This is a genomic window from Yinghuangia aomiensis (assembly GCF_039542225.1).
Taxonomy (GTDB): domain Bacteria; phylum Actinomycetota; class Actinomycetes; order Streptomycetales; family Streptomycetaceae; genus Yinghuangia; species Yinghuangia aomiensis.
Genome location: NZ_BAABHS010000005.1, coordinates 322,868 through 345,369 on the forward strand (window position 1 = coordinate 322,868; position 22,502 = coordinate 345,369).

Annotated in this window: 23 protein-coding genes and 3 pseudogenes; 11 read left to right on the top strand and 15 right to left on the bottom strand. The window is 72.2% G+C overall.

Annotated features, from left to right (window positions below; all coding sequences use genetic code 11):
- Positions 1 to 10: 10 nt before the first annotated feature.
- Together ABEA93_RS09340 and ABEA93_RS09345 are read right to left on the bottom strand one after the other, a co-directional pair.
- Positions 11 to 469 (bottom strand): CYTH domain-containing protein, encoded by a 459-nt coding sequence (locus ABEA93_RS09340; protein ID WP_345674891.1) that lies wholly within the window; start codon positions 467 to 469, stop codon positions 11 to 13.
- Between the two features lie 337 nt (positions 470 to 806).
- On the bottom strand, positions 807 to 1,673 hold the full coding sequence (locus tag ABEA93_RS09345) for an alpha/beta fold hydrolase (RefSeq protein ID WP_345674892.1): 867 nt from the start codon (positions 1,671 to 1,673) through the stop codon (positions 807 to 809).
- Between the two features lie 115 nt (positions 1,674 to 1,788).
- Between ABEA93_RS09345 and ABEA93_RS09350 the strand changes: the two genes are divergently transcribed.
- Entirely contained in the window at positions 1,789 to 2,244 is a 456-nt protein-coding gene (locus ABEA93_RS09350; RefSeq protein ID WP_345674893.1) for a MarR family transcriptional regulator, read from the top strand.
- 178 nt (positions 2,245 to 2,422) lie between these two features.
- On the opposite strand, the gene ABEA93_RS09355 is transcribed toward ABEA93_RS09350, so the two are convergent.
- Both ABEA93_RS09355 and ABEA93_RS09360 read right to left on the bottom strand, forming a co-directional pair.
- Positions 2,423 to 3,187 (bottom strand): tyrosine-protein phosphatase, encoded by a 765-nt coding sequence (locus ABEA93_RS09355; protein WP_345674894.1) that lies wholly within the window; start codon positions 3,185 to 3,187, stop codon positions 2,423 to 2,425.
- A 138-nt stretch (positions 3,188 to 3,325) separates the two neighbouring features.
- Positions 3,326 to 3,928, bottom strand: a complete 603-nt coding sequence (locus ABEA93_RS09360) for a TetR family transcriptional regulator (RefSeq protein ID WP_345674895.1) — start codon at positions 3,926 to 3,928, stop codon at positions 3,326 to 3,328.
- A gap of 233 nt (positions 3,929 to 4,161) precedes the next feature.
- Between ABEA93_RS09360 and ABEA93_RS09365 the strand changes: the two genes are divergently transcribed.
- Genes ABEA93_RS09365 through ABEA93_RS09385 form a run of 5 tightly spaced genes read left to right on the top strand, consistent with a single transcriptional unit; the run spans position 4,162 to position 9,526 of the window.
- Entirely contained in the window at positions 4,162 to 5,715 is a 1,554-nt protein-coding gene (locus tag ABEA93_RS09365) for an ABC transporter substrate-binding protein (RefSeq protein ID WP_345674896.1), read from the top strand.
- The gene (locus ABEA93_RS09370; RefSeq protein WP_345674897.1) at positions 5,712 to 6,680 is read left to right on the top strand and encodes an ABC transporter permease; all 969 of its coding nucleotides are present in this window, start codon (positions 5,712 to 5,714) and stop codon (positions 6,678 to 6,680) included. Before ABEA93_RS09365 ends, ABEA93_RS09370 begins: the two co-directional genes overlap by 4 nt.
- Positions 6,667 to 7,545, top strand: coding sequence for an ABC transporter permease (locus tag ABEA93_RS09375; RefSeq protein ID WP_345674898.1), 879 nt, complete (start codon positions 6,667 to 6,669; stop codon positions 7,543 to 7,545). Before ABEA93_RS09370 ends, ABEA93_RS09375 begins: the two co-directional genes overlap by 14 nt.
- Positions 7,542 to 8,573: an ABC transporter ATP-binding protein gene (locus tag ABEA93_RS09380; protein ID WP_345674899.1), complete on the top strand. Its 1,032-nt coding sequence runs from the start codon at positions 7,542 to 7,544 to the stop codon at positions 8,571 to 8,573. Before ABEA93_RS09375 ends, ABEA93_RS09380 begins: the two co-directional genes overlap by 4 nt.
- Entirely contained in the window at positions 8,570 to 9,526 is a 957-nt protein-coding gene (locus ABEA93_RS09385) for an ABC transporter ATP-binding protein (RefSeq protein WP_345674900.1), read from the top strand. Before ABEA93_RS09380 ends, ABEA93_RS09385 begins: the two co-directional genes overlap by 4 nt.
- 45 nt (positions 9,527 to 9,571) lie before the next feature.
- On the opposite strand, the gene ABEA93_RS09390 is transcribed toward ABEA93_RS09385, so the two are convergent.
- Complete coding sequence (locus ABEA93_RS09390; protein WP_345674901.1) at positions 9,572 to 10,441, bottom strand: MgtC/SapB family protein; 870 nt, start codon at positions 10,439 to 10,441, stop codon at positions 9,572 to 9,574.
- A 59-nt stretch (positions 10,442 to 10,500) separates the two neighbouring features.
- Between ABEA93_RS09390 and ABEA93_RS09395 the strand changes: the two genes are divergently transcribed.
- The 3 genes from ABEA93_RS09395 to ABEA93_RS09405 are packed head-to-tail and all read left to right on the top strand — an operon-like array spanning position 10,501 to position 13,009.
- The gene (locus tag ABEA93_RS09395) at positions 10,501 to 11,376 is read left to right on the top strand and encodes a MurR/RpiR family transcriptional regulator (RefSeq protein ID WP_345674902.1); all 876 of its coding nucleotides are present in this window, start codon (positions 10,501 to 10,503) and stop codon (positions 11,374 to 11,376) included.
- A gap of 8 nt (positions 11,377 to 11,384) precedes the next feature.
- On the top strand, positions 11,385 to 12,074 hold the full coding sequence (locus tag ABEA93_RS09400; protein WP_345674903.1) for an HAD family hydrolase: 690 nt from the start codon (positions 11,385 to 11,387) through the stop codon (positions 12,072 to 12,074).
- A complete protein-coding gene (locus ABEA93_RS09405) occupies positions 12,071 to 13,009 on the top strand; it encodes a metallophosphoesterase family protein (RefSeq protein ID WP_345674904.1) in 939 nt (312 codons plus the stop codon). Before ABEA93_RS09400 ends, ABEA93_RS09405 begins: the two co-directional genes overlap by 4 nt.
- 53 nt (positions 13,010 to 13,062) lie before the next feature.
- Here the strand turns inward: ABEA93_RS09405 and ABEA93_RS09410 are convergent, their stop codons facing one another.
- The gene (locus ABEA93_RS09410) at positions 13,063 to 13,311 is read right to left on the bottom strand and encodes a hypothetical protein (RefSeq protein ID WP_345674905.1); all 249 of its coding nucleotides are present in this window, start codon (positions 13,309 to 13,311) and stop codon (positions 13,063 to 13,065) included.
- Between ABEA93_RS09410 and ABEA93_RS09415 the strand changes: the two are divergent.
- Positions 13,310 to 13,585: pseudogene (locus ABEA93_RS09415) on the top strand (aldehyde dehydrogenase family protein); the annotation flags it as partial. The gene ABEA93_RS09410 and the pseudogene ABEA93_RS09415 overlap by 2 nt on opposite strands.
- 178 nt (positions 13,586 to 13,763) lie before the next feature.
- On the opposite strand, the gene ABEA93_RS09420 reads toward ABEA93_RS09415, so the two are convergent.
- The 4 genes from ABEA93_RS09420 to ABEA93_RS09435 all read right to left on the bottom strand — a co-directional run bounded on the left by ABEA93_RS09420 (position 13,764) and on the right by ABEA93_RS09435 (position 17,788).
- A complete protein-coding gene (locus ABEA93_RS09420) occupies positions 13,764 to 14,534 on the bottom strand; it encodes an SDR family NAD(P)-dependent oxidoreductase (RefSeq protein WP_345674907.1) in 771 nt (256 codons plus the stop codon).
- Positions 14,535 to 14,914: 380 nt separating this feature from the next.
- On the bottom strand, positions 14,915 to 16,159 hold the full coding sequence (locus tag ABEA93_RS09425) for a metal-dependent hydrolase family protein (protein WP_345674908.1): 1,245 nt from the start codon (positions 16,157 to 16,159) through the stop codon (positions 14,915 to 14,917).
- Between the two features lie 84 nt (positions 16,160 to 16,243).
- Complete coding sequence (locus tag ABEA93_RS09430) at positions 16,244 to 17,191, bottom strand: zinc-dependent alcohol dehydrogenase (RefSeq protein ID WP_345674909.1); 948 nt, start codon at positions 17,189 to 17,191, stop codon at positions 16,244 to 16,246.
- A gap of 51 nt (positions 17,192 to 17,242) precedes the next feature.
- Complete coding sequence (locus tag ABEA93_RS09435) at positions 17,243 to 17,788, bottom strand: VOC family protein (RefSeq protein WP_345674910.1); 546 nt, start codon at positions 17,786 to 17,788, stop codon at positions 17,243 to 17,245.
- A 141-nt stretch (positions 17,789 to 17,929) separates the two neighbouring features.
- Here ABEA93_RS09435 and ABEA93_RS09440 point away from each other — a divergent pair, with 141 nt between their 5' ends.
- Positions 17,930 to 18,466 carry a PadR family transcriptional regulator gene (locus ABEA93_RS09440; RefSeq protein ID WP_345674911.1) on the top strand — a complete coding sequence of 179 codons (537 nt, stop codon included), beginning with the start codon at positions 17,930 to 17,932 and terminating at the stop codon, positions 18,464 to 18,466.
- A 393-nt stretch (positions 18,467 to 18,859) separates the two neighbouring features.
- Here ABEA93_RS09440 and ABEA93_RS09445 read toward each other — a convergent pair.
- From ABEA93_RS09445 to ABEA93_RS09460, 5 genes and pseudogenes are all read right to left on the bottom strand, one after another.
- Positions 18,860 to 19,069, bottom strand: a pseudogene (locus ABEA93_RS09445) (DUF4246 domain-containing protein); the annotation flags it as partial.
- A gap of 104 nt (positions 19,070 to 19,173) precedes the next feature.
- Entirely contained in the window at positions 19,174 to 19,440 is a 267-nt protein-coding gene (locus ABEA93_RS09450) for a hypothetical protein (RefSeq protein ID WP_345674912.1), read from the bottom strand.
- Positions 19,441 to 19,456: 16 nt separating this feature from the next.
- A pseudogene (locus ABEA93_RS42110) lies at positions 19,457 to 19,648 on the bottom strand (transposase); the annotation flags it as partial.
- A gap of 228 nt (positions 19,649 to 19,876) precedes the next feature.
- Entirely contained in the window at positions 19,877 to 20,743 is an 867-nt protein-coding gene (locus ABEA93_RS09455; protein WP_345674913.1) for a fumarylacetoacetate hydrolase family protein, read from the bottom strand.
- Positions 20,744 to 20,965: 222 nt separating this feature from the next.
- Positions 20,966 to 22,315, bottom strand: a complete 1,350-nt coding sequence (locus ABEA93_RS09460) for an aspartate aminotransferase family protein (RefSeq protein WP_345674914.1) — start codon at positions 22,313 to 22,315, stop codon at positions 20,966 to 20,968.
- Positions 22,316 to 22,502 lie beyond the last annotated feature (187 nt).

The window sequence follows — 22,502 nt, forward strand, 5'->3', positions numbered from 1 at the left end:
TCCGGAGCGCCTACTCCGTCGGGATTCCGTACCGCGCGAGGTGGCGGTTGCCATAGCCCTCGACGCCGGTCACTTCGCGCCCGAACCACGCCGGTGGCGCGAAGCCGTCGGCGGCCTCGACCGACGCGAACTCCACCTCGACCGTCCGAAGGCCCGCCAGCGCGCCGGCGTAGACGTCGACGACGGCCTCGCCCCCGCCGACGTCGACGGTGAACCGTGTCTTCTCGACCCGCGCACCCGCGGTCGTGGGCCACAGGGCGGCGAACTGCTCCGCGGAGATCGCCACTTCGGTCTCGCCCCGGACCAGTCCCGATCCGGTCTTCACGCAGATGGTGTGCGTGCCGCCCACGCTGCGCACCCGCACCTCGGGGTCGCCCGGCGCGATGTAGCCCTGCACGACCGGCCGGCCTTCCGACGGCAACCGGCAGTCGCCGTCGACGAGGAATTTGCGCTCGATTTCGGTGCCCATGTGCCGCCGCCTTCCCTCGGTAGCGCCCCCGCAGCCCATCATGGCCCAACCGCCCCGCGGACGGCCCCGCCCGGCGGGTGCGGGACAGACCGGCGCACCGGCGGCACACGAGTCACCGCCGACGGCTCGGACGCACACCGCCCCAGCACCTTCGGGGAGTTCGCGCCACACCCGCGATCCGACAGCGCCCGCCGGGGGCATCGGCCGCCCGGATTCGCCGCCACCGCGGTCTGCACCGGGCAAGGCGATCGACCGGACCGGAACCCGCGACGGGAGCCTCCGCCGCGGGAACCCCGGCGCGCGTCACCGTGACGACGCCGCCCCCGCGGACCGCCGGCTACGCGGCGTCGGCCAGCAGTGCCCGCAGGCGCGCGGCGTAGGCGCGAGGGTGGGTCGTGTTGCCGTTGTGCCCGCCGGGGAGGGTCACGGTCGTGGTCCGGGTGAGGGCGGCGAGTGCCGTGGCGCATTGGTGGTCGAACACGGTGTGGGGGGTGGCGGCGCCGACTGCCGGGATCACCCGGGTCGAGGTGCGGGCGAGGGCCGCCACGTCGAGGGTGTCGTGGACGACGGCGGTGAAGTCGTGCTCGATGAAGTACGCGAAGTTCGCCCGGCGACCGGCGTCGAGCGGCTGCGGTGTCAGGTCGGGCTCGACGTCCCGGCTTTTCGGGTCGATCCCGAGGACGCGGGCGATGGCGGGGAAAGCCGCGGCCAGACCGCCGTGCCGGTAGATGTCCTGCAGTTCGGCGAGTTCGTGCTCGTGCCGGGCGCGTTCCGCGGCGGGCAGCAGGCGCGGCGTCACCGGCTCGTGGGCGATCAGGACCGCGATCTGCTCGGGGTGCGCGACCGCCAGGTGCAGCCCGATCGAGGCGCCCAGGCTGCAGCCGAGCATCAGGGCGGGCCGGTCCGTGACCGCCGTGAGGAGTCGGTGTGCGTCGTCCGCGTGCCGTGCCAGCGACGCTCCGACGGTGGGGTCGGCCGGGCGGCTGCGCGAAAGGCCGCGGCGGTCGTACGTCAGGACCGTGTAGGAGTCGGCCAGGTGCGCGGCCATGTCGTTGCTCCGGTCCGCGTCGCCCTCGCCGCTCTGCGCGATGAGCAACAACGGTCCCGAGCCGCGCAATTGGTAGTGCAGCACGGCGCCGTCGACGGCGAGGGCCCCCGTGGTTGCGGTGTCGGTGGCGGGGCTCGGCTCGGCGGCGGCCTTCATGGCGGTGCTCCTTCCGGCGGCGCGGCACCCGGTCGGCCCGCGCTGTGCCGCCACCATAACCCATCCAATTCGATGCATTCAATTAGATGCATTCAATTGGATGTAGTGTGCCGGCATGGATCCCGTCGGACTGTTCCTCCTCGGACGCACCCTCATGAAGATCGGCGAGGACGCGATCCCCGCCCCTCCCGACGGCCGTCTCGACGGCAGCGCCCGGCTCGCGCTGATCGTCGCGAGCGACGTCGCCGCGCACGAGGACACCACCGTCACGGAGATCGTCGCGCGCACCGGGCTCCCGCAGAGCCAGGTCTCCACGGCGATCGCCCGGCTGAAGGACGTCGGAGCCGTCGAGGCCGGGCCGGACCCGCGGGACCGCCGCCGGACCCGGGTCCGGCACGCCGCGGCCGTATCGGACCGGGTGGCCGCCGTCCGGACCGCCGACATCGCCCCCACCCTCGCCGCCGCCGTCGGCGACGACCCGGAAGCGGTCGCCGAAGTCACCGCCGCGCTCGACGTCCTGGCCCGCCACCTCGCACCGCGGGCCGTCCGGGACGACATCGCTCGCGCCTGAAGACGGCACGCCGGCGCGGGGTGCGGGAACTCCGTTCCGGCGACGGTGTCGTCGGTGGTCACCACGCCCGCCCCGCGCCGGAAGGCTCCCACGGCCAGACGCACCCGGCGCCCGTCGGCGAACCGCTCCTTTTGCCCGGACCCGCCCGCCGCCCTGGTGCAGCCGGGTCAGCACGCCGTCAGGGTCGGCACGCCGTCACCTCGACGGCCCCGGCACGGGCGGCGGCCTTGGCACGGAAGGCGTCCAGGGTCTCGGCGGCGACCCCGGCGGCGGCCAGAAAGGCGGCGGCGCCGCCGTACCGGGCGTGAAGCCGTTCGAGGAAGGCGCTCATCGCGTCGGCGGGAGCCTCCAAGAGCGGCGCCGGGACGGTGAATCCGTCGGCCCCGATCTCGTTGAGGGCGGCGCGATTGCGGTCGGCGAGGCCCGCCCGGATCGCCTGGATCGCGTCGTTGGTGCGGGCATAGTCGGCCACGATCCCGTCGGCGGGCACCCCGAGGAGGTCCAGAAGGAGCGCGGTGAGCAGCCCGGTGCGGTCCTTGCCGGCCGCGCAGTGGACGAGAACGCCGCCCGGCCGGGCCGCCGCCTCGACGGCGACGGCGAGGCCCCGCGTCGTGGACTCGGCCATCAGCAGGTAGAACGCACCGAGGTCCGCGTCAGTGGCGATGGCGCGCAATGCCCCGTCAAGGGCGTTGCCGTCGGGCTCGATCCGGGCGGCGACGACATCGACACCGGCAAGTTCCGCGGCTGCCCAGTCCGCGGGCTCGCTCTCGCGCGCGCCCCGGAGGTCGGCGATGGTGGCGATGCCGTGCTCGCGCAGCCGGGCGACGACGGCGGCGTCGGCGGCGGGGAAGGGCTGTGCGGAGCGGAACAGGACGCCGCGGCGGATCCATCGGCCCGCGGGATCGGCGAGTACGGCGGAGTCGCGGAAGTTGACCAGGGGCATGCGAGGGCCTTTCAGGGCGTGGCGAAGCTGCGCCGCGGGCTGCGCGCGACGAAAGGAAAGGAAGGAGAGGCGGAGGGAGCGAAGAAGGGCGGGCCGGGCCGGCCGCATCGCCCGGCGGGGTCGCGGTGCCGGCTCGGGTCAGCCCGCGGTGTCGAGCACGTCCCGGTACGCCTTGCCCCAGTCGGCCACCGTCCGGGTCTCGGCGGCGCTCAGGAAGTGGCTTTGCACCAGACCGCGCAGCAGCGCGCCGAAGGCGATCGGCCGCAGGTCGACGGCCGGGTCGACGCCGAGCCGCTCGGCCGCGACGGCGGCGGCGCGTTCGGCGAACCCGTCGATCGCGACCACGGCGTAGTCGTGCACGGAACTCCGCACCTGGATCAGGTCCCGGCGCAGCCGGCGGCGGCGCTCGGCGTGCTCGGCGGGCTCCTCCAGCCGTCCTCCGGTGGAGGTCATGGCGTGGTCGAGCGCCGCCCAGAGCGGGAGTTCCGCGGGGGCGGCGGCGAACGCCTCGACGAGGGCCTGGCCGAAGTCCCCGTCGAACAGCAACGCCTCCTTGACCGGGTAGTAGCGGAAGAACGTGCGGTGGGCGATGTCGACGACGCGGCAGATCTGATTCACCGTGGTGCGCTCGTAGCCCTGCTCCTCGAAGAGGTCGAGCGCCACGCTGCGGATGCTGTCGCGGGTACGCGCCTTCTTGCGGTCGCGCATGCCCTGCACGGCCTCGGTGTCCGCCCCCTGCATGGTTCTCCCGTTTCGGATCGGTGAGTCGAGCGTGGCCCCGGTCCCCCGAGGGGCGCGGCTGTCCGTACCGAATCACGTCCGCCCAGGCTCACTCAAGGCGGGCACCGGCTCTTCCCGGTTCCGTCATCGAAAGTTTACACAACTGCCTTTTGTCATTACTGCCACTTCCGGAATAGTGGGCGCCCGAAGCGGCCGAACCTCTCGCCGCCCCCGCCCTCACGATCCGAGGAACCATGAAGCGGCACCAACTCCTGGCAGCGGCGGCCCTCGTGGCCGCGGTCACCCTCACCGCCTGCTCCGCGTCCGATGCCCCGGTGTCCGGCGGCGGCGCAGGGGGCGCCGGCGCGGCGGGCGACGGGCCGGCCGTGGACGGCGGCACGCTCAAGATCGGCCTGGACCGGCCGTTCGCCAAGCTCGACCCGGCGGACTCCACCCTGACGTCGATGCCGCTGATGGTCCTCGCCAACGCCCTCTACGACCCGCTGATGGTCAACGGCGACAACGGCACCGTCCAGCCCTACCTCGCCAAGTCCTTCACCCCGAACGCGGACGCCACGGTCTGGACCCTCGACCTGCGCGAGGGCGTGGCTTTCAGCGACGGCAAGCCGCTGGACGCGCAGGCCGTCGCGGCCCACGTCGCCCGGCTCGCCAAGCCGGAGAGCAAGTGCCCCTGCGCCGGCGACGCGGCCGCCATCGGCGGCACCGCGGTCACCGGCCCGACCACCGTCACGTTCACCCTCAAGGCGCCGGACGCCGCGTTCCCGAACCTGTTCACCCGCTCCCTCGGCTACATCTCCGAGGCACCGAACGGGAGTTCCCCCGCCGTCGGATCCGGCCCGTACACCGTGGAGAGCGTGCAGCCCGGAGTCTCGGTCACCGTCACCCGCAACCCCGCGTACTGGGGCGCCAAGGGCCACGCCGACAAGATCGTCTACCGGGTGCTCCCCGACGCCGACAGCCGCTACCAGTCCCTGCGCGCCGGCGACACCGACCTGATCTGGACCGAGACGCCCGGCCAGCTCAAGCAGGCCGCCGCCGACGGGGTACGCACCGCCACCGGGCCCGGCAGCACCAGCACCGTCCTCTTCAACACCAAGTCGGCGCCGTTCGACGACGTGCGGGTCCGCCAGGCGGTGCAGTACGCGATCGACCGTGAGGCTCTGGAGAAGGTCGTCTTCCTCGGCCAAGGCGCCGTCTCGGACGGACCGATCAACTCCCGCTCCCAGTACCGCAGCGCCGCCGCCGCGTACCCGGCCCACGACGCGGCCAAGGCCCGCGCGCTGCTCGCCGAGGCGGGCCACCCCGACCTCGCCTTCGACTACCTCACCGACAGCCGCCCCGAGTCCCTGCAGCGTGCCACCGTGCTCCAGCAGATGCTGGGCGAGGCCGGGATCAAGACGACCATCAAGCCGCTCGACGCCACCAGCCTCGGCACCGCCCTGTTCCAGCGCAACTTCCAGGTGATGGACTTCGTCACGAGCATCTTCGGCGACACAGATGCCGCGCTCAACAGCCTCTACGTACCGAACTCGGCCTACAACTTCATGAATTGGTCGGACCCGGACGCCTCGAAGGCGATCGCCGCGGGCCGCGCGTCGACCGATCTCGCGAAGCGGTCGGCCGAGTACCGGCAGGCCGCCCAGCGGATCGTCGGCGAAGCTCCCATGGCCTTCCTCACCGAGAACACCGTCGGCTTCCTCGCCACCGCCGACGTCGGCGGCCTGCCCGACCTGTCCAAGCGCACCGTTCTCAGCGTCTCCCCCGCCACCCTCTGGGTGAAGCGATGACCCCCGGCAGCCGGACCGTCCTGCGGCACGCCGGACGGACCGGCCGCGCCGCCGCCGTCCTGCTGCTGGTCACCGTCGCCGCGCTCGGCCTGCCCCACCTGATGCCCGGCTCCCCCGCCATCGCCGCCCTCGGCCCGACCGCCACCCCCGAGCAGATCTCCGCCTACGACGCCCAGCTCGGCCTGGACCGCAACGTGTTCGCCGCCACCTGGCAGTGGATCGGCGACGCCCTGCACGGCGACCTCGGCCACTCGCTGTCCACCGGCGCCGCGGTCACCACCGAACTCGCCGACCGCGTCCCGGTCACTCTCGAACTCTTCCTGGCCGCCCAGCTGGTGGCGCTCGGCATCGCCGTGCCCGTCGCCCTGCTCTCCGCCTGGCGCCCCGGCGGGTCCTTCGACAAGATCGCCACCGTCGTCACGTTCGGCTGGCTCGCCGTCCCCGGTTTCGCCCTCGGCCTGCTGCTGATCTGGGTGGCCGCCGTCCACCTGCGCATCCTGCCCGCCACCGGCTGGACCCCGTTCACCGAGGACCCGGCCGAGAACCTGCGCTACCTGGTGCTGCCCGCGCTTACCCTCGGCCTCCCCGAGGCCGCCGTGTTCACCCGCACCCTGCGCGGGCAGCTGATCGACACGCTCGACCAGCCGTACATCGCCGCCGCCCGCGGCCGCGGCATGGGCACCTCCCGGCTGCTGCTGCGCCGCGCCCTGCGGCCGGCCGGCCTGCCGTTGGTGACGCTGGTCGGGATCGGCATCGGGACCTCGCTGGGCGGCTCGGTGCTGGTCGAGTCGCTGTTCGCGGTCCCCGGCGTCGGCAGCCTGGTCTCCGCCGCCATCGTCGGCCGGGACTTCCCGGTCGTCCAGGCCGTGCTGGTCGTCAGCGCCGCCGGCGTGGTCGCGGCCACCTTCGCGGTCGACCTGCTCTACCGCACGCTCGACCCGAGGATCGCCCATGAGCACCGCTGAACCTGCCGCCGTGACCGTCCGGGCCTTCGGGATCCGTACCGTCCGGCGCCGGCCTCCGGTCGGCGTGCTCGCCGCCGCGGCCTGGCTGGCCGTGGTCGCCCTGGCCGCCCTGCTGCTGCCCCTGCTGCCCGGATTCGACCCGCTGCACGGCGACTTCGCCCACCCCTCGGCCGCACCGGGCGCCGGGCACTGGCTGGGCACCGACGGCACCGGTCGGGACGTCCTGCAGCGCACCGTCGCGGGCGCCCGCGCCTCTTTCGCCGTCGCCGCCCTGACCATCCTGGTCGGCCTGCTCGGCGGCGGCATGCTGGGCCTCGCCGCCGGATGGTTCCGCGGCCCCGTCGACAAGGCGATCGGTTTCACGACCGACCTGCTGATGTCCGTGCCCAGCCTGCTCCTGGTGATGATCACGGTCTCGCTGCGCGGCCCGAGCCTCACGGTGATCGGCACGTTGATCGGGCTGTTCACCGTCCCGCACTTCACCCGGGTGGTCCGTGCCGTCGTCCTCTCGCTCACCGAGCGCGGCTTCGTCCAGGCGGCCCGGATGATCGGCACCGCCCCGCTGCGCATCCTGCGCCGCGAGGTCGTCCCGCATGTCGCCCCGGTCGCGCTCACGTTCGCCTTCACCGCGACCACCGTCGCCATCGTCGCCGAGGGATCGCTCAGCTTCCTCGGATTCGGGCTGCGCCCGCCGGAGCCGTCCTGGGGCGGCATCATCGCCGAAGGCCGCACCGCACTCGGCAGCGCGCCGTGGATCTCGCTCGCACCGGCCACGGCGCTCTGCCTGACCGTCCTCGCCCTCAACCACCTCGGGGAGCATCTGCGCCCGGGTGGCCCCGCCGCCGCGAAGGGAGCGCGCGGATGACCCCCGCCCCCGTCCTCGACATCCGCTCGCTGGACGCCGTCCTGCACACGCCCGACGGCCGGACCCTGCCCGTCCTGCACGGCGTCAGCCTCGGCATCGCGGCCGGCGAATGCCTCGGTGTGGTCGGCGAGTCCGGCTCGGGCAAGTCCGTACTCGCCCGCACCGTCCTCGGCGTCGCCTCGCGCACCACCCGGATCGCCGCCACCGGCGAGATCCGGCTGAACGGCGAGGACCTGCTCGCCGCCGCACCCGCTCGTCGCGCCGAACTCCTCGGCACCGGAATCGCGATGGTCCACCAGGACCCGATGACGTCACTCAACCCCGTGGTCCGGATCGCCGACCAGGTCACCGAGTCGATCACCAACCGGCGCCGCCTCTCCCGGCGCGAACGACTGCGCACCGCCGCCGAGTTGCTGGCCTCCGTCGACATCCCCGACCCGGCCCGGCGCGCCCGGGTGTACCCGCACGAGCTTTCCGGCGGCCTGCGCCAGCGCGTGGGCATCGCCGCCGCCCTGGCCGGCGACCCCGCCCTGCTGCTCGCCGACGAACCCACCACCGCCCTCGACGTCACCGTCCAGCGCACCGTCCTCGACCTGCTCGACCGGCACCGGGTCGGCCGCGGCCTCGCCACCCTGCTGATCACCCACGACATCGGCCTGCTGTACGGCCGGGCGCGCCGCATCGCCGTCATGTACGCCGGCCGCATCGTCGAGACCGGGCCCACCGAGACCGTCACCGAACACCCCCGGCACCCCTACACCGCGGCCCTGCTGCGCTCCATCCCCCGGGTCACCGGTCCGCTGCGCCGCACGCTGCCCGCCATCCCCGGCTCGGCGCCCGACCTCACCCGAGCCATCGCGGGCTGCCCGTTCGCGCCGCGCTGCGAGCGGGCGTCGTCGCTGTGCACGACCGCCGCGCCGCCGCGCGTCGAGACCGACGACGGACACAGCGCCGACTGCCACCACCCCGTCGGACGGCCCGCGCCGGCCGCGACCGCGTCCGAAGCCGTGCACCTGGAGGCACCGTGACCGCCATCCTGCGCGCCGAAGGCATCTCGGTCGTCCACCGCACCCGTTCCGGTCCGCTCCACGCGGTCACCGACGTCAGTCTCAGCCTGCACCCGGGACGGACACTCGCCCTGGTCGGGGAGTCGGGTTCGGGAAAGAGCAGCATCGCCAGGGCGATCCTCCACCTGCCGCCGCCCACCGCCGGAACCGTGTCCCTGGACGGCACCGACCTCGCCGAGCTGTCCGCGCGCGAGCTGCGCCGCTTGCGGCCGCGGATCCAGATGGTCTTCCAAGACCCCGTCTCGTCGCTCAACCCGCGCCGGCGCGTCCGCGACATCGTCGCCGAACCCCTCGACGCGCACTCCCGCACCGCGGCGGCACCCGACCGGGACGCACGGGTCGCCGAACTCCTCGACGCGGTCGGCCTGCCCGCGCGGCAGTTCGCCGACCGCAAGCCCGCGCAGCTGTCCGGCGGCCAAGCCCAGCGCGTCGCGATCGCACGCGCCTTGGCCGCCGATCCGCAGGTGCTGATCGCCGACGAGGCCGTCTCCGCACTCGACGTGTCGGCGCAGGCAACCGTCCTGAACCTGCTGCGCACGCTCACCGACGAGCTGGGCCTCGCCGGACTGTTCATCTCCCACGACCTGGGCGCGGTCCGCGCGGTCGGCGACGACCTCGCCGTGCTGTACCTCGGTCGGCTGTGCGAGGAAGGTCCGACGGAGGAGGTCCTCGCGGCGCCCGCGCACCCGTACACGGCGGCGCTGCTGGCCGCAGTACCCGAGCCGGGGCGGGCGTTGGGCGATACCCGGCCGGCCGCCGCCGACCCGCCGTCGCCGCTCGACCCGCCATCCGGCTGCCGCTTCCGCACGCGCTGCCCACTGGCCACCGAGCGCTGCGCCGACGAACAGCCCGCGGCGAAACCGGTATCGGCGGACCGCACCGTCGCCTGCCACCACCCGTTGGCGCTCGCCTGAAGCCGCACGGCGCGTCGGCACCGGCGCCGGGTTCCAGAACGTGTCCTAAGCCGCCGCGTGCGGGGATTCCTGTGCGTCGGGTGCGGCGGCGGAGCCTCCACCGACCGCCAGGATGCCGTCGAGTTCGGCGAGTTCGGCGATCAGTGCTTGCGGCTCGGCGGCCCGTCCCGTGCGCGCCGTGGTGCGCCGTTCCGCCCGCCGCCGGGGATCCGGTTCCAGGTGGAGGACGACGTGGGTGACGCGTCCGCGGATGCGGTCGACGGGGTTGGGCGCGGCCGCCGCGGCGGGGTCGTGGTCGCGGTGGTGGACGGTCACGTCGGTGACGCGGAATCCGTGGGCGACGGCAGCGACCAGCGTCCGGGGCAGGACCGCGTGGGCAGGCAGGTAGGTCAGGCGTAGTTCGGCCACCTGCCGCTCGGCCCTGCCGAAACGCAGGATGAGCGGGGTGTAGCCGAACACGACGACGAAGTGCAGGGCGGTCACGCCGAGCGCGAGCACCGGCAGTCCGGCGGCGCAGGCCATGCCGACGGCGCAGGTGACCCAGACGACGGCCGCGGTGGTCAGGCCGCTGACGCTGTCGCGGCGGACGAAGATCAGGCCGCCGCCGAGGAAGCCGATGCCGGAGACGATCTGCGCGGCGATGCGCGACGGGTCGTAGCCGGCCGCGCCGGGCGGCATGACGTCGGCGAAGCCGTACTTGGAGACCTCGACGAACAGTGCGGTTCCGACGCCGACCAGTGCGTGGGTGCGCAGTCCGGCGCTCTTGTTGCGGATCTCACGCTCGACGCCGATCGCGCTGGACAGCACGAACGCCAACAGGATTTCCCCCAACTGCGCCCACCCGGCGCCGCGCTGGAAGCCCGCCGCCAGGCTCGGCCCGGATATCCCGGACACCGCGGTGATCGTCCCGCTCATGCGCACCCGCCCTCGCTCGACTCTTGCCCTGGAGGAATATTCCAGATATTCATGTCGGCATGGAAGATCACTCCACAAGTGTTCGGGCCGTCGCAGACGCGCCGCCGCTGCGCGAGCTGGCACGCCGGACGTCCGGTCTGTCCCCCGCCGAGCAGCGGGTCGCCCGAGCGGTCGCCGACGCGCCGGCCGAAGTGGTGCAGATGTCCGTGAGCGACCTCGCCACCGCGTCGCACACGTCGGTGGGGACAGTCACCCGGTTCTGCCAGAAGCTGGGGCTGCGGGGCTTCCACGACCTCAAACTCGCCCTCGCCCGGGAGACCGCGCCAACCCACCGGCGCTTGGCCGACGACGTCGCGCCGGGCGACGACGCGGGGCAGATCGCCCGCAAGGTGCTCTCCGGCTCGGCGCGCGCCCTCGACGACGCGGCCCACGCCGTCGACCCGGCCGCGGTCGCAGCCGCGGCGGACGCCCTGCTGGAGGCGCGCCGGATCCTGTTCGCCGCGGTAGGCACGTCCGCGCCCCTGGCCGCCGACGCCGCGTACCGGCTGACCACGCTCGGCCTCGACGCCGTCTTCCCCGGTGACACCCATCTCCAGCACGTCACCGCCCGCACGCTGCGGCCGGGCGACGTGTGCTTCGCCGTCAGCCACACGGGCGCCACCCGCGAGACCATCGCCGCGCTGCGCACCGCGCGCACCGCCGGGGCGACCACCGCGGTGCTGACCAGCTTCGCCGGCGCGCCGATCGCGGACACCGCGGACCTGGTCCTGGTCGCGGGCAGCAGCGAGACGACGTACCGCGTCGAGGCGATGAGCAGCCGCCTGGTGCACCTCGCCCTGCTCGACGCCCTCTATGTCACCGTCGCGCTCCGCCACGGACCTGCCCGCGACGCACTCGCCGCGACCGAAGACCTCCTGACCGAACACCGCTACTGAGGACCCTCATGCCGCCCACCGGGCACCATCCGGCGCCGCCGCCGCACTTCGATCTCACCGACACGCTCGTGCTGTTCGACTGGAACGGCACGTTGGTCGCCGACACCGACCGCGCCGTCCGCGCCACCAACGCCGTCCTCGCCGACCGCGGCCTGCCCGCCCTCACCGACGAGGAATTCCGCTCCCGCTGGGTGCTCCCGATGCGGGCCTTCCTCCACGGGCTGGGAGCGGACGACACCGACGCGGCCGAACAACGCTGGAACCGCGCCCTCGCCGCCGAACCGGCACCGCTGCGTCCGCACGCCCACCCCACACTCGACATCCTGCGCGCGCACGGAGCCCGCCTCGGCGTGATCTCCGCCGCAGGCGCGCAGGCCGTCGAAGCCGACCTGCACACGACCGGCCTGCACGACCGGTTCGACGTCGTCATCGCCGGATGCCGGGACAAGACCACGGCGCTGCGCGAGCAGCGGTCCACGCGGTCCCGCGCCTGCTACATAGGCGACACCGAGTACGACATCCGCAGCGCCCACACCGCCGGCTACCTCGCCGTCGCCATCACCGGCGGATACCGCCCCGCAGACGCCCTGGCCGCGGTCCGGCCCGACGCGGTCGTCGACCGCCTCGACGAACTCCCCGGCGTCCTCGCCTACCTGCGCAACACCACCGAACCCGCACCCACCGGAGGACCCGCATGAATCCTCACCTGACCGTCGGAGACGCATCGGACGGTGGCAACGCACCCGCCACCGGACCGTGGACGCACCTCGGCATAGGCGACGACCCCGGGCAGTTCACCTTCGCGCTCATCTCCGACCGCACCGGCATCGCCCGACCCGGCATCTTCGAACGCGGCATCGCCGCCCTGAACCTGCTCCGCCCGGCGTTCGCCGTGCAACTCGGCGACCTCATCGAGGGCTACACCGACGACGAGGACGTCCTCACCCAAGCGTGGGCCGAACTCGACCGAATCGTCGAGCCCTTGGAGATGCCGCTCTTCCTGGTGCCCGGCAACCACGACGTGTTCGACGACCTCGGCCGCCGCCACTGGCTCGCCAGGTACGGCCGGCTCCACCACCATTTCCGCTACAAGGACATCCTCTTCCTCGTCCTCGACACCCAGGACCCGCCGATCGAGCAGTCGCCCCAAGCTCTCGACGCACTCGCCAAGATGCACGCCTACGCCGAGCGCGACCCCGAGGGCCTGCGCCGCGTCATCGAGAAGTCGATCGACTGGGAGGGCGACCAGACCATGGCCCGCGTCTCCGAGGAACAGATCGCCTGGGCCGAGAACGTCATCGGCGAGAACGCCGACGCCCGTTGGACGTTCGTCCTCATGCACCAGCCGATCTGGCAGGGCGAAGGCCACCCGGCCATCCACCGCATCCGCGCCGCCCTCGGCGACCGGCCGTACACGATGTTCGCCGGACACGTCCACAACTACAAGAACGCCGTCATCGGCGGCCGCGACCACATCCGCCTGGGCCCCACCGGCGGCCTGTGGGTCAAACCCGAAGGCGACGAAGGCAACTTCGACCACATCACCCTCGTCACCATGGAAGCCGACGGCCCCCGCATCGCCAACGTCACCCTCGAAGGCCTCCGCGACCACCACGGCCGCCCCCTCGCCTAGCCGGCCGCGGCGGCAGGGAGACGTCCCGCCCGGGCATTCCCGGGCGGGACGGTTCAGAGGAGGACGACGTCGCGGGCGCCCTCGCCGCCGCGCATCCGCCCGAAGGCGGCGTTGACCTCGTCGAGCTTGATCCGCTCGGTGATCAGGCGGTCCACCGGGAGGCGCCCGGCCAGGTACAGCGCCGCGTACCGGGGGAAGTCGCGGGCCGGGACGCAGCCTCCGTAGTTGGACGCGATCAGGGTCTTGCCGCCGTAGCACAGGTCCAGGACGTCGAATCCGACCCGGGTGCCCTCGGGCGGCATGGTCTTCTCCGCGGCCGACGAGGACGAAGCCGTCCGGATCGCGAACGACACACCGTACGGCCTGGGTTCCTACGTCTTCACCACCGACCCCGAGCAAGCCCGGCGGGTGGCGGACCGGATCGAGGCCGGCATGGTCTTCGTGAACGGCGTCCAAGCCGACGGCGCCGAACTGCCGTTCGGCGGGATCAAGCGCTCGGGCTTCGGCCGGGAGCCGGGCCGCCTCAGGATCGAGGAATTCGTCAACAAGAAGCTGGTCCGCACGATGAGCCGTTGACGGTGCGTTCCGCCGCCGTGCCGGTCCGGATTCGCCCAGACGCGTTCGTATCCGCGACGCGTTGACCCGCGGATCCGCCGAAGCCCCCGTCGCGGCGCATCCGCTCGCGGACCCGGCAACCAGGCCGACCGACTCGCCGGTGTCGACCGCGGTCGCACGCGCCGCCGCAGCCCGGGCCCTACCGCGCGCTGTACGCCCCGTCGACCAAGTGGTAACTGCCGTGGATGAACGCGGCCTTGTCGGAGAGGAGGAAGAGGACGAGGTCGGCGACTTCCTGCGCGGTACCGAGGCGGCCGACCGGGTGGAGGGCGACCAGACCCGCGTGCGCTTCGGCGTCCATGTCGGCCAGGAGCGGTGTCTCGATGAAGCCGGGTCCGACGGCGTTCACCCGGACGCCCTGCGCGGCGTATTCCACCGCGGCCGTCTTGGTGAGGCCGACCACGCCGTGCTTGGCCGCGACGTACGCCGGCGACCCGGCGAAGCCGTTCGTGCCGAGGATCGACGAGACGTTGACGATCGCACCGCCCCCGGCGTCCAGGAGCCGGGGGATCTCGTAGCGCAGGCCGTGGAACACCCCGGACAGGTTCGTGGCGATGACCCGGTCCCACTCCGGAACCGGGTATTCGCCCGTCGGGGCGGACGGGCCGCCGATCCCGGCGTTGTTGACCGCGAGATGCAGCGCACCGAACGCCTCGACGGCGGCATCGACCGCGGCACGCACCGACTCCGCGTCGGTGACGTCGACGCGTCCGCTGCGGGCCACCCCGCCGGCCGCGATGATCTCCTGCACGGCCTGCGCGGCGGCGTCCTCGTGGTAGTCGGCGACGACGACGGACGCGCCCGCGGCGGCGAGCCCGCGGGCGATGGCCAGGCCGATCCCGGACGCGCCACCCGTGACAAACGCGGTCTTCCCCGCGAACTCGCCGTCCGCGGCCGGGCTGGTGCTCATGGCTGTGCTCCATTCGGGTACCGATGCGGCCGTCCGGCGCCCGGGAGGCACCGTCGGCCCTGCTCCTCGGCGACTGCCCCCGGCACCCGCGCCGCACACGACCGCTGACCCACCCGGGTGGGCCGGCGCACCGGTACAGGTCCGCCGTATGAGTCCCCGGCTGTCGTTGTTCCTCGTCGACCCCGCACTCCCCCGCGCCGTCATCGGATCCGGCCGGATCCGGAGGCGCCGCGCGAACCCGGCCCGCGGAGTCGCCGGCTTCCCGAGCCGAGCCCGCCGGAACACGGGACCGAATCGGGTGCGGCGGAACTTCGTGAGGTCCGCTTCGGTGCGGCCGACCACCGCTTCGCCGTCCACTTGCCGCTGTGTCCGAGCCGGATTCAGCTGTGCGGCAGCACGCCCGCCACCACGGTGCCGCCCTTGAGCACGGCCGTCGGCTTGTGGTCGGCCAGGAGCCCGATGTCGGCCAGCGGGTCCCCGTCGACGACGATCATGTCGGCGATCTTGCCGCTCTCGATCGTGCCGAGGTCGGCGCCGCGGCGGGCGAGGTCGGCGCCGTTGCGGGTGGCCCAGCCGATGATCTCCAGCGGGGTGATGCCGGCGTGCTCGGTGTAGAGGCGCAGTTCGCGTCCGTAGAGGCCGTGGGGGAAGCCGACGGCACCGTAGTCGTCACCCAGGACGAAGCGCACTCCGGCTGCCTGGGCCTTGGGGATGGTCTCGTACATGTGCGCGAGGTCGGCGCGGATCGCGTCGGCGTTGAACCCGAGCCCGTCGCCCATGAGTTCCAGGAAGTGCTTGGGGAAGTGCAGGGATGGCACGACGAAGGCACCGGTCTCGACGAGGGCCTCGATGACCTCGTCGTCCATCGCGTCGCAGTGGTCCACGATGTCGATCCCGAGTTCCAGCGCCAGCATGATGGCCGGCTTGTTGACCAAGTGGCCGCGGATCAACGCGCCTCGGGCGTGGGCGGTGTCGATGGCCGCGGCGAGTTCATCGCGGGTCATCTCGACGCTGTCCTTCGGGCCCGGTGTGCCGTGGCCGCCGGTGACGAACAGTTTGACGACCTCGGCGCCGCGCTTGATCTGCTCGCGTACGCCCAAGCGGAAGCCGTCGGCACCGTCGCACACGCGGACCGCGCCGGGGGCGGGCATGTGCCAGTGCCACGGCACGGCGTCGTTGGCGTGTCCGGTCGTGGACAGTTCGCGGCCGGAGGGCCGGAAGCGAGGGCCGGGGACCAGGCCGTCCTCGATGGCCCGCTTGATCCCGGGTTCGACCTCGTTCGAGCCGCCGGCGCTGACTACGCCGGTGTAGCCGTGCTCCAGGGCGGTGTGCAGGTTCTTCGCTGCGACGAGTGCCTGGTAGGAGGGCGGAAAGTCGTTGCCGTACGGAACGTTCGGCTTGGCCCCGAGCTCGTGGTACGTGGCATGGAAGTGGCAGGTCCACATGCCCGGCATGAGCGTGCGGCCGGCCAGGTCGACCACGCGGTCGCCGTCGGCCCCCTGCGGCGCTTCGGTGTCGGGGCCGACGTGGGTGATACGGCCGTCCTCGACCACGACGGTGTGTCCGGACGCCGGGCCGTGGATTCCGTCCAGCACGGTCGCGCGGGTCAGGAGAAGTCGACTCATGGTGCATCCTCGGTTTTCGGTGTCGCGGACATGACAGGACAGGGTTGCCGCATCACGGCATCACGGCATCACGGCATCACGGCATCACGGCATCAGCACGATCTTGATGGCCCCGGCGGACGGATCCGCGGCGCGGGCGAACGCTTCGGCCGCGTCGTCGAGTCCGACCCGGTGGGTGACCAACGCCTGCACCAGGCCTGGAACATCGCGCAGGATCTCGGCGGCTGCGGCGAACTCCTCGACTCCGTGGTGGTGTCCGTAGGTGAATGCGGGAACGATGCCGATCTCCTTCATCTGCACCAGGACGTTCATCGACACCGGTGTCCAGAAGGAGCCGAGGAGGCCCAACGTGCCACCGGGGCAGGTGTGTTCGACGGCGAGGTCGAATGAGGACTGCACGCCTGCCGCGTCGATGACGACGTCGTACTCGCCGCTCGCCCCGACCCGTGCGCCCAGCGCCTCGCCGGCTTCGGCGCGGTTGCGCTGGGGCTCGGCCAAGGTCACGTCCGCGCCCGCGTGGCGGGCGCAGGCGACCGCGCACAACCCGATCGGGCCGCCGCCGACGACCAGGACCCGCCGTCCCGTGACCGGCCCGACCCGATTGACACCGTGCAGCGCGACGGCCAACGGCTCGACCACCGCCGCGTCGCGCACGTCGACGCCGTCCGGCAGCGGGAAGACCATCGCGGAATCGACCAGAACGCGGTCGGCCATGCCGCCGTCGAGGTTCACGCCGTACATGCGCTCGCCACCGGTCCGGCACAGCTGGCGGTGCCCCGCCGCGCACAGGTCGCACGCGCCGCACGGGGCCTGCGGACGGACCGCGACCGCGGTGCCGTCGGCGAGGGTACCGGCGAACTCATGGCCGAGCGTCGCTCCTTGCATGCCGGCGGCGACCATGTGCAGGTCGCTGCCGCAGATTGCGGTGGAGACCACGTCGACGACGACCTTGCCGGCCGTGTCGGCGAGCGTCTCCGGTTCGGGGACATGAAGCACCCGGACGCCCGAGTCGGTGTTGCGTACTGCGCGCATTGCTGGACCTTTCCTCGTGTGGTCGCGCGGGTGTGTCGACGTCGCCCGGGCTCAGATTCCGTCGATCGCGCGCACCGGACCACTGCCGTCCCAGTCCCGGGCGGCGTCCCGCATCATCGCGAAGAAGTCGCGGTACAAGGCGGTTTCGATCACCTCGGCGACGGTGCCGCCGTGCGCCTCGGTCGGAAAGTACGCGAACCGCGTGCCGGGGCCTCCTGAATCGCCGTTGTAATACGGCACGACTCCGGCATCCGCGAACCGCCGCACATGCGCGTCGTACTCGGCCTCGCCGTCCTCGACGAAGTGCCCCAGGTGATGCAGGCCTTCCCCGTGCTGCCGCAAGAAGTCCGCGTACGCGCTGGGCGCCTCGGGGTTGAGCTGCTGGATCAGCTCGATCTGCAAGTCCCCCGAGAAGGCCATCGCGACGCCGATCCTCGCCGCGGTGCGTTCACCCAGGTAGTAGGTGTTCACAATCGGTGCCTCGGCAAAGTGGAAGAACGGCCCGACGCCGAGGTTCTCCGTCCAGTGCCGCATCGCGGCCGGCAGATCGGTCACGACGTAGCCGAGCTGGTCGACGGTGCCGAGCGAGGGGGCCACACGTCCTCCAAGGTTTCGAGGATGGGAGATCGCGTGGGCGCCTCACCCCGGCGTCGGCCCGCGCATGCACGGTGGCCGACGACCCGCGTCTCATATATCTTCCATACATATATGCAAGATACGTCGAAGGGGCAAGACCTGATGCCGAAGCCCGCCGAGCCGCCGCGGCTCACCGCCACCGCATGGACCGTGCTGGGCTTCGTCGCCGGCAAGCCGCGCACCGGCTATGACATCAAGCAGACGACCGAGCAGATCGCGGACGCGTTCTGGGGTGTGAGTTACGCCCAGCTCTACCCGCAGCTGAAGAACCTCCAAAGCCTCGGCCTGATCGAAGCGGACGCGGCCACGGGGCCGCGCGGCCAGACCGTCTGGCGCATCACGGACGCCGGCCAAGAGGCGCTGCACCAATGGCTGGCCGAACCCCCCGCGCCACCCCAGCTACGCGACGAGGCACTGCTGAAGATTCTTTTCGCCGAGGCCGTCAGCCCCACGGCGCTCCGCCCCCTGATCGAGGCCAAACGCCGCGAATTCGAAGGCTGGATCGCCGGCCACGGCGACCCGTCCGCGTTCAGCCCACTGATGCGCGAATACGCCCTCGGCCAAGCCCGCGCCGGCCTCGCCTGGTGCGACGCGGCGGAGCAGCACCTCGATGCCCACCCCCCGGAGCCGGCACCGTAACCACCGACGCCACAGCGTCCGGCGCCGCCCCGATCCGCGCCGTCGTCCGGGGCGAAACGCCGACACCGGTCGCGGAACGCCGCAGCGCAGCCGCGTCTTTCCGGGGCGAAGCCCCAGCCCCACCGGAAACCGGGCCTCCGGCCATCGTCACAGGCCGGAGTCCCATCGGGAGTCTCGGGCACGAGGGGCGGGCCGCGACGGCGCGCCCCGGGCTAGGCCTGGCAGCAGCGTGAACATCCCACAGCGGAGAGGAAGTTGCAGCGCCAAGTGGCCGGTGGTGAAAGGAATCAGCATGGCGGCAGCGTCGGCGAACGTCATCTCGTCCGGCACCGGGTACAGGCCTGTCTCGGGCATGACGGCGACCTCGGCGAGGGAACCGGCCGGTGGTCCGGCGACCTGCGCCTCGGTGAGACCCTGGGCCACAGCTTCCTGCGTCCACCGGGACACGACGGCGGCTTCGTTCATCTTGTCGAACCACCCCGGCTTCGCCCGAATATGAGCGCTGCACCGCAGCATCCCAAGTTCCCGCAACGTCCGCGGAGTTGCGAACGACAAGGCACGGGAAGCATGAAAGGGGAGCGGGAAGGCGGACAGGCCGGTCAACGTTCTTGGTCCTCCCAGTCGGCGTGCATACGCGGGCAAGCTAGTTCAGTGAACCGACACCCGGCATCGTCGCCTCCGCCGCCATCTCTCCGGAGAGCGGGCGGTCAGCGATCCTGCTGCTCGCGTTCCAGGCCCCCGAGCATCTTCGGGACCTGTTCGCCGAGCCGGGCCTTCGCCAAAGGCTCGGCCAAACGCGGGACGGGGCTTGAACCTGCGGTGTGGACACCGGCTGCCATGCGGCGGCGGTCAGCGTCGTTGATCGGTGGTCCCGCGAAATAGGCCGCCCGGCGCAGGATCTCGCGTTCCGGCTCCGGCTCGCGAACCTGTCGAGGCAGCGCGGCGATCTCCGTGTCTTTCGTCGACTCGGCCACCGCGTCGGGCCAGTCGCCCTGCTGCCTGGCAAACCCAGGTCCGCAAGATCTCGTGGTTCTCCTCCAGGTCGTTCGCCACCGCCGCGATCGACCACCCCGGATCGGAGCAATACAGCGCGACGGCATCGGCCCGGAACTCAGCCGAGTGCTCGAACGTCCGCGACGGGAACTCGCTGGTCAGCGACCACGTGTACGCCGCGGGCGGCATGCCGTAGTGGCTGCGGCTCGCCGGCGGCGTACATCGCACCGGTCAGCGTGGCGGGCACCAGTCGGTCGACACGAGCGGCCTCTCCACGGCCATGTCGCCGCCGCGGGTACCCATTGTCATGGTCACCGGGTCGTCCCCCGGGCCCCTGCCGGGCAGGCTCCGAGCATTCCCCGCCCGGGTCGACATCAAGGACGAGGCCGTTTCGGGCACGTGTGGGCGGGATCGTCGTCAGGGAGCGGCGGGGATGTGGACGGGGTTGCGGAGGCTGCCGAGGCCCGAGACCTCGACTTCGACGATGTCGCCGTTGCCGAGGTAGCACGGTGGGGTCTGGCCCATCCCCACACCGGCCGGGGTGCCCGTGTTGATGAGATCGCCTGGTTCGAGCGCCAGGAAGCGACTGAGGTACCAGACGATGTGTGCCGGCCGGAAGATCATGTCGGCGGTGGTGCCGTCCTGCATGGTCTTGCCGTTGACCCGTGTGACGAGGCGCAGATTGTGCGGGTCACCCGCCTCGTCCGGGGTGACGAGGTGGGGGCCGGTGGGGTTGAAGGTGGGGTGGGATTTGCCCTTGAGCCACTGGCCGCCGTGCTCAAGCTGGAACTCGCGTTCGGAGATGTCGTTGAGCGCCACGTACCCGGCGATCACGTCCGCGGCGGACTCCGGGCCGTCGAGCAGGTGCGCCCGGTGGCCGATGACGATGCCGAGCTCGGCCTCCCAGTCGCCCTTGGCCGCACCGGGCGGGAAGACGACCGTGTCGTGCGGTCCGCACAGGCTGTTCGGGGCCTTGCTGAACACAATGGGCTCGCGGGGTACTTCGGCGCCGGTCTCGGCGGCATGGTCGCGATAATTGAGGCCGATCGCGTAGATGGCGTGCGGCCGGGCCAGGGCGGCGCCAATGCGCATGCCGCGGATGTCCAGGTCGGGCAGTTCACCGGCCGCCGCGGCCGCCGCGGCGCGCTCCGGGCCGCCGCTCGCGAAGAACGCTCCGTCGATGTCCTTGGTCAGCGGGCGCAAGTCGTAGGCCCTGCCGGTGCTTTCGGGCCGGGCGAGAGCGGGGATCTCACTGCCTTCGTCGCCGACGCGCAGGAAGCGCATGGTTGATGTCCTTTCACCTTGGAGTCGTGCGGGCGTCGTATCTGCGGCTCGTTGCGCTGGAACGACCCGAAGCGGCAGTCGGAGGGGACGTCGCTCAGTCGCGGCGCGAGAGTGCCGGCGCGATGGGGTTTCGGCTGAGGCCGACACCGCGGGGTGCCGAGGGGCTTGGCCGTCCGGGACGGCGTCCCTGTACGGCTGTCAACCCGCGTCCGAGCGCGCGGCTCATCCTCCGACGATGCCGTCCTTGCGCATTCCGGCGAGGACGTCCGCCGCGGCCGAGAGAGTCGCGTCGATCTCCTCCGCGGTGTGTGCGCCCGAGATGTGGTTGCGCTTGAGGGCCATCGGCAGCATCAGGTATCCGGCTTCCGTCATTCGACGGTGGAAAGCGACGTACGCGGAGTTGTCGTTGCGCATGAGGTCGCGGTAGCCGCGGATCGGCCCCTTGGCGAAGTACAGGGCGAACACCCCGCCGAACCCTGCCGCGGTGGCGTCGATACCGAGGTCGGCGACGATGGCCGAGAGACCGTCGCGCATGCGTTGGCCCAAGGCGTGGGTGCGCTCGTAGAAGTCCGGGTTGGCGCGCAAATGGTCGATGGTGGCGATCGCGGCTGCGCTGGATATGGGGCTGCCGTTGAAGGTGCCCGCAAGCAGGACGTCACCGCCGGTGTGGTTGAAGTGCTCCATCAGGTCACGGCGTCCCGCAAGTCCGCCGATCGGCACGCCGTTGGCCATGCCCTTGCCGAACGTGGTCAGGTCGGGGGTGACCCCGCAGACCTCCTGGTAACCACCGAGCGCGTGCCGGAATCCGGTGATCACCTCGTCGAAGATGAGGACGGTCCCGGTCTCCGCGGTGAGTGCCCGCAGTCCTTCGACGAACTCCTGGGTGGGCACCAACGCCCCGACGTTGTGCGGGATCGGCTCCATGATGACGGCGGCGACCTGCCCGGGATGCCGGTCGAGCAGCGTGCGGACCGATGCGAGGTCGTTGAATTCGGCAATGAGCGTGGCGTCGAGCGCCGGGTCGAGGATGCCCTTGGACAGCGGGTCACGACCGTACGCGCGCTCGGGGGCGGAGATGACGTTGCGGGCGACCGCGTCGTGGGAACCGTGGAACCCGCCCTGGAACTTGACGATGTACGGCCGTCCGGTGACGGCGCGGGCGAGGCGTACCGCCTGGAACGTGGCCTCCGTGCCGCTCATCGTGGAGATCGCGCTCTCGGCGGACGGGATGACCTCCACCACGCGTCGTGCCAGTTCCACCTCCAGTTCGCTGACACCGAGCCCGATGAGGCCGGGGCCGTCGACGGCGGCGCGCACCGCGTCGTTGACCACGGGTGCGTTGTGCCCGAGGACCATCGCACCGAAAGCGGCGTGGTAGTCGAGGTAGCGGCGGCCGTCCGCGTCGGTGACGTAGGCGCCGTCGGCCGACACGAACGCATACGGCTCGCCGATGTAGCGCGTGGCCGAGTTGACACCTCCCGGGATCACGCGGGCAGCGGACTCGGCGAGTCGGCGTCCACGGCTCGCCTCGCCTGCGGGGGCGTCGGAGCCGGTGCGCTCTGTGGAGGACATGGTGGCCTTTCGTGACGGTGCGGTGGCGGAGGGCCGCGCGCTGGTCGCGCGGACCACGCTGTCTCCGGCCGAGAGACATGGGGCCTGGGGCCTGCATACGGCCGGGACGCAGAGTGCGGCAAAAGGGGGCACGCCGCGCCGCGGGACGCGGCGGACGGCAGGGGCCGGAAACGGAACCGCCGCTGAG

Coding starts and splice junctions, on each gene's coding strand:
- ABEA93_RS09340 (WP_345674891.1), bottom strand. CDS start 469: ATGGGCACCGAAATCGAGCGCAAATTCCTCGTCGACGGCGACTGCCGG.
- ABEA93_RS09345 (WP_345674892.1), bottom strand. CDS start 1,673: ATGAAGGCCGCCGCCGAGCCGAGCCCCGCCACCGACACCGCAACCACG.
- ABEA93_RS09350 (WP_345674893.1), top strand. CDS start 1,789: ATGGATCCCGTCGGACTGTTCCTCCTCGGACGCACCCTCATGAAGATC.
- ABEA93_RS09355 (WP_345674894.1), bottom strand. CDS start 3,187: ATGCCCCTGGTCAACTTCCGCGACTCCGCCGTACTCGCCGATCCCGCG.
- ABEA93_RS09360 (WP_345674895.1), bottom strand. CDS start 3,928: ATGCAGGGGGCGGACACCGAGGCCGTGCAGGGCATGCGCGACCGCAAG.
- ABEA93_RS09365 (WP_345674896.1), top strand. CDS start 4,162: ATGAAGCGGCACCAACTCCTGGCAGCGGCGGCCCTCGTGGCCGCGGTC.
- ABEA93_RS09370 (WP_345674897.1), top strand. CDS start 5,712: ATGACCCCCGGCAGCCGGACCGTCCTGCGGCACGCCGGACGGACCGGC.
- ABEA93_RS09375 (WP_345674898.1), top strand. CDS start 6,667: ATGAGCACCGCTGAACCTGCCGCCGTGACCGTCCGGGCCTTCGGGATC.
- ABEA93_RS09380 (WP_345674899.1), top strand. CDS start 7,542: ATGACCCCCGCCCCCGTCCTCGACATCCGCTCGCTGGACGCCGTCCTG.
- ABEA93_RS09390 (WP_345674901.1), bottom strand. CDS start 10,441: ATGAGCGGGACGATCACCGCGGTGTCCGGGATATCCGGGCCGAGCCTG.
- ABEA93_RS09395 (WP_345674902.1), top strand. CDS start 10,501: ATGGAAGATCACTCCACAAGTGTTCGGGCCGTCGCAGACGCGCCGCCG.
- ABEA93_RS09400 (WP_345674903.1), top strand. CDS start 11,385: ATGCCGCCCACCGGGCACCATCCGGCGCCGCCGCCGCACTTCGATCTC.
- ABEA93_RS09405 (WP_345674904.1), top strand. CDS start 12,071: ATGAATCCTCACCTGACCGTCGGAGACGCATCGGACGGTGGCAACGCA.
- ABEA93_RS09410 (WP_345674905.1), bottom strand. CDS start 13,311: ATGCCGCCCGAGGGCACCCGGGTCGGATTCGACGTCCTGGACCTGTGC.
- ABEA93_RS09420 (WP_345674907.1), bottom strand. CDS start 14,534: ATGAGCACCAGCCCGGCCGCGGACGGCGAGTTCGCGGGGAAGACCGCG.
- ABEA93_RS09425 (WP_345674908.1), bottom strand. CDS start 16,159: ATGAGTCGACTTCTCCTGACCCGCGCGACCGTGCTGGACGGAATCCAC.
- ABEA93_RS09430 (WP_345674909.1), bottom strand. CDS start 17,191: ATGCGCGCAGTACGCAACACCGACTCGGGCGTCCGGGTGCTTCATGTC.
- ABEA93_RS09440 (WP_345674911.1), top strand. CDS start 17,930: ATGCCGAAGCCCGCCGAGCCGCCGCGGCTCACCGCCACCGCATGGACC.
- ABEA93_RS09455 (WP_345674913.1), bottom strand. CDS start 20,743: ATGCGCTTCCTGCGCGTCGGCGACGAAGGCAGTGAGATCCCCGCTCTC.
- ABEA93_RS09460 (WP_345674914.1), bottom strand. CDS start 22,315: ATGTCCTCCACAGAGCGCACCGGCTCCGACGCCCCCGCAGGCGAGGCG.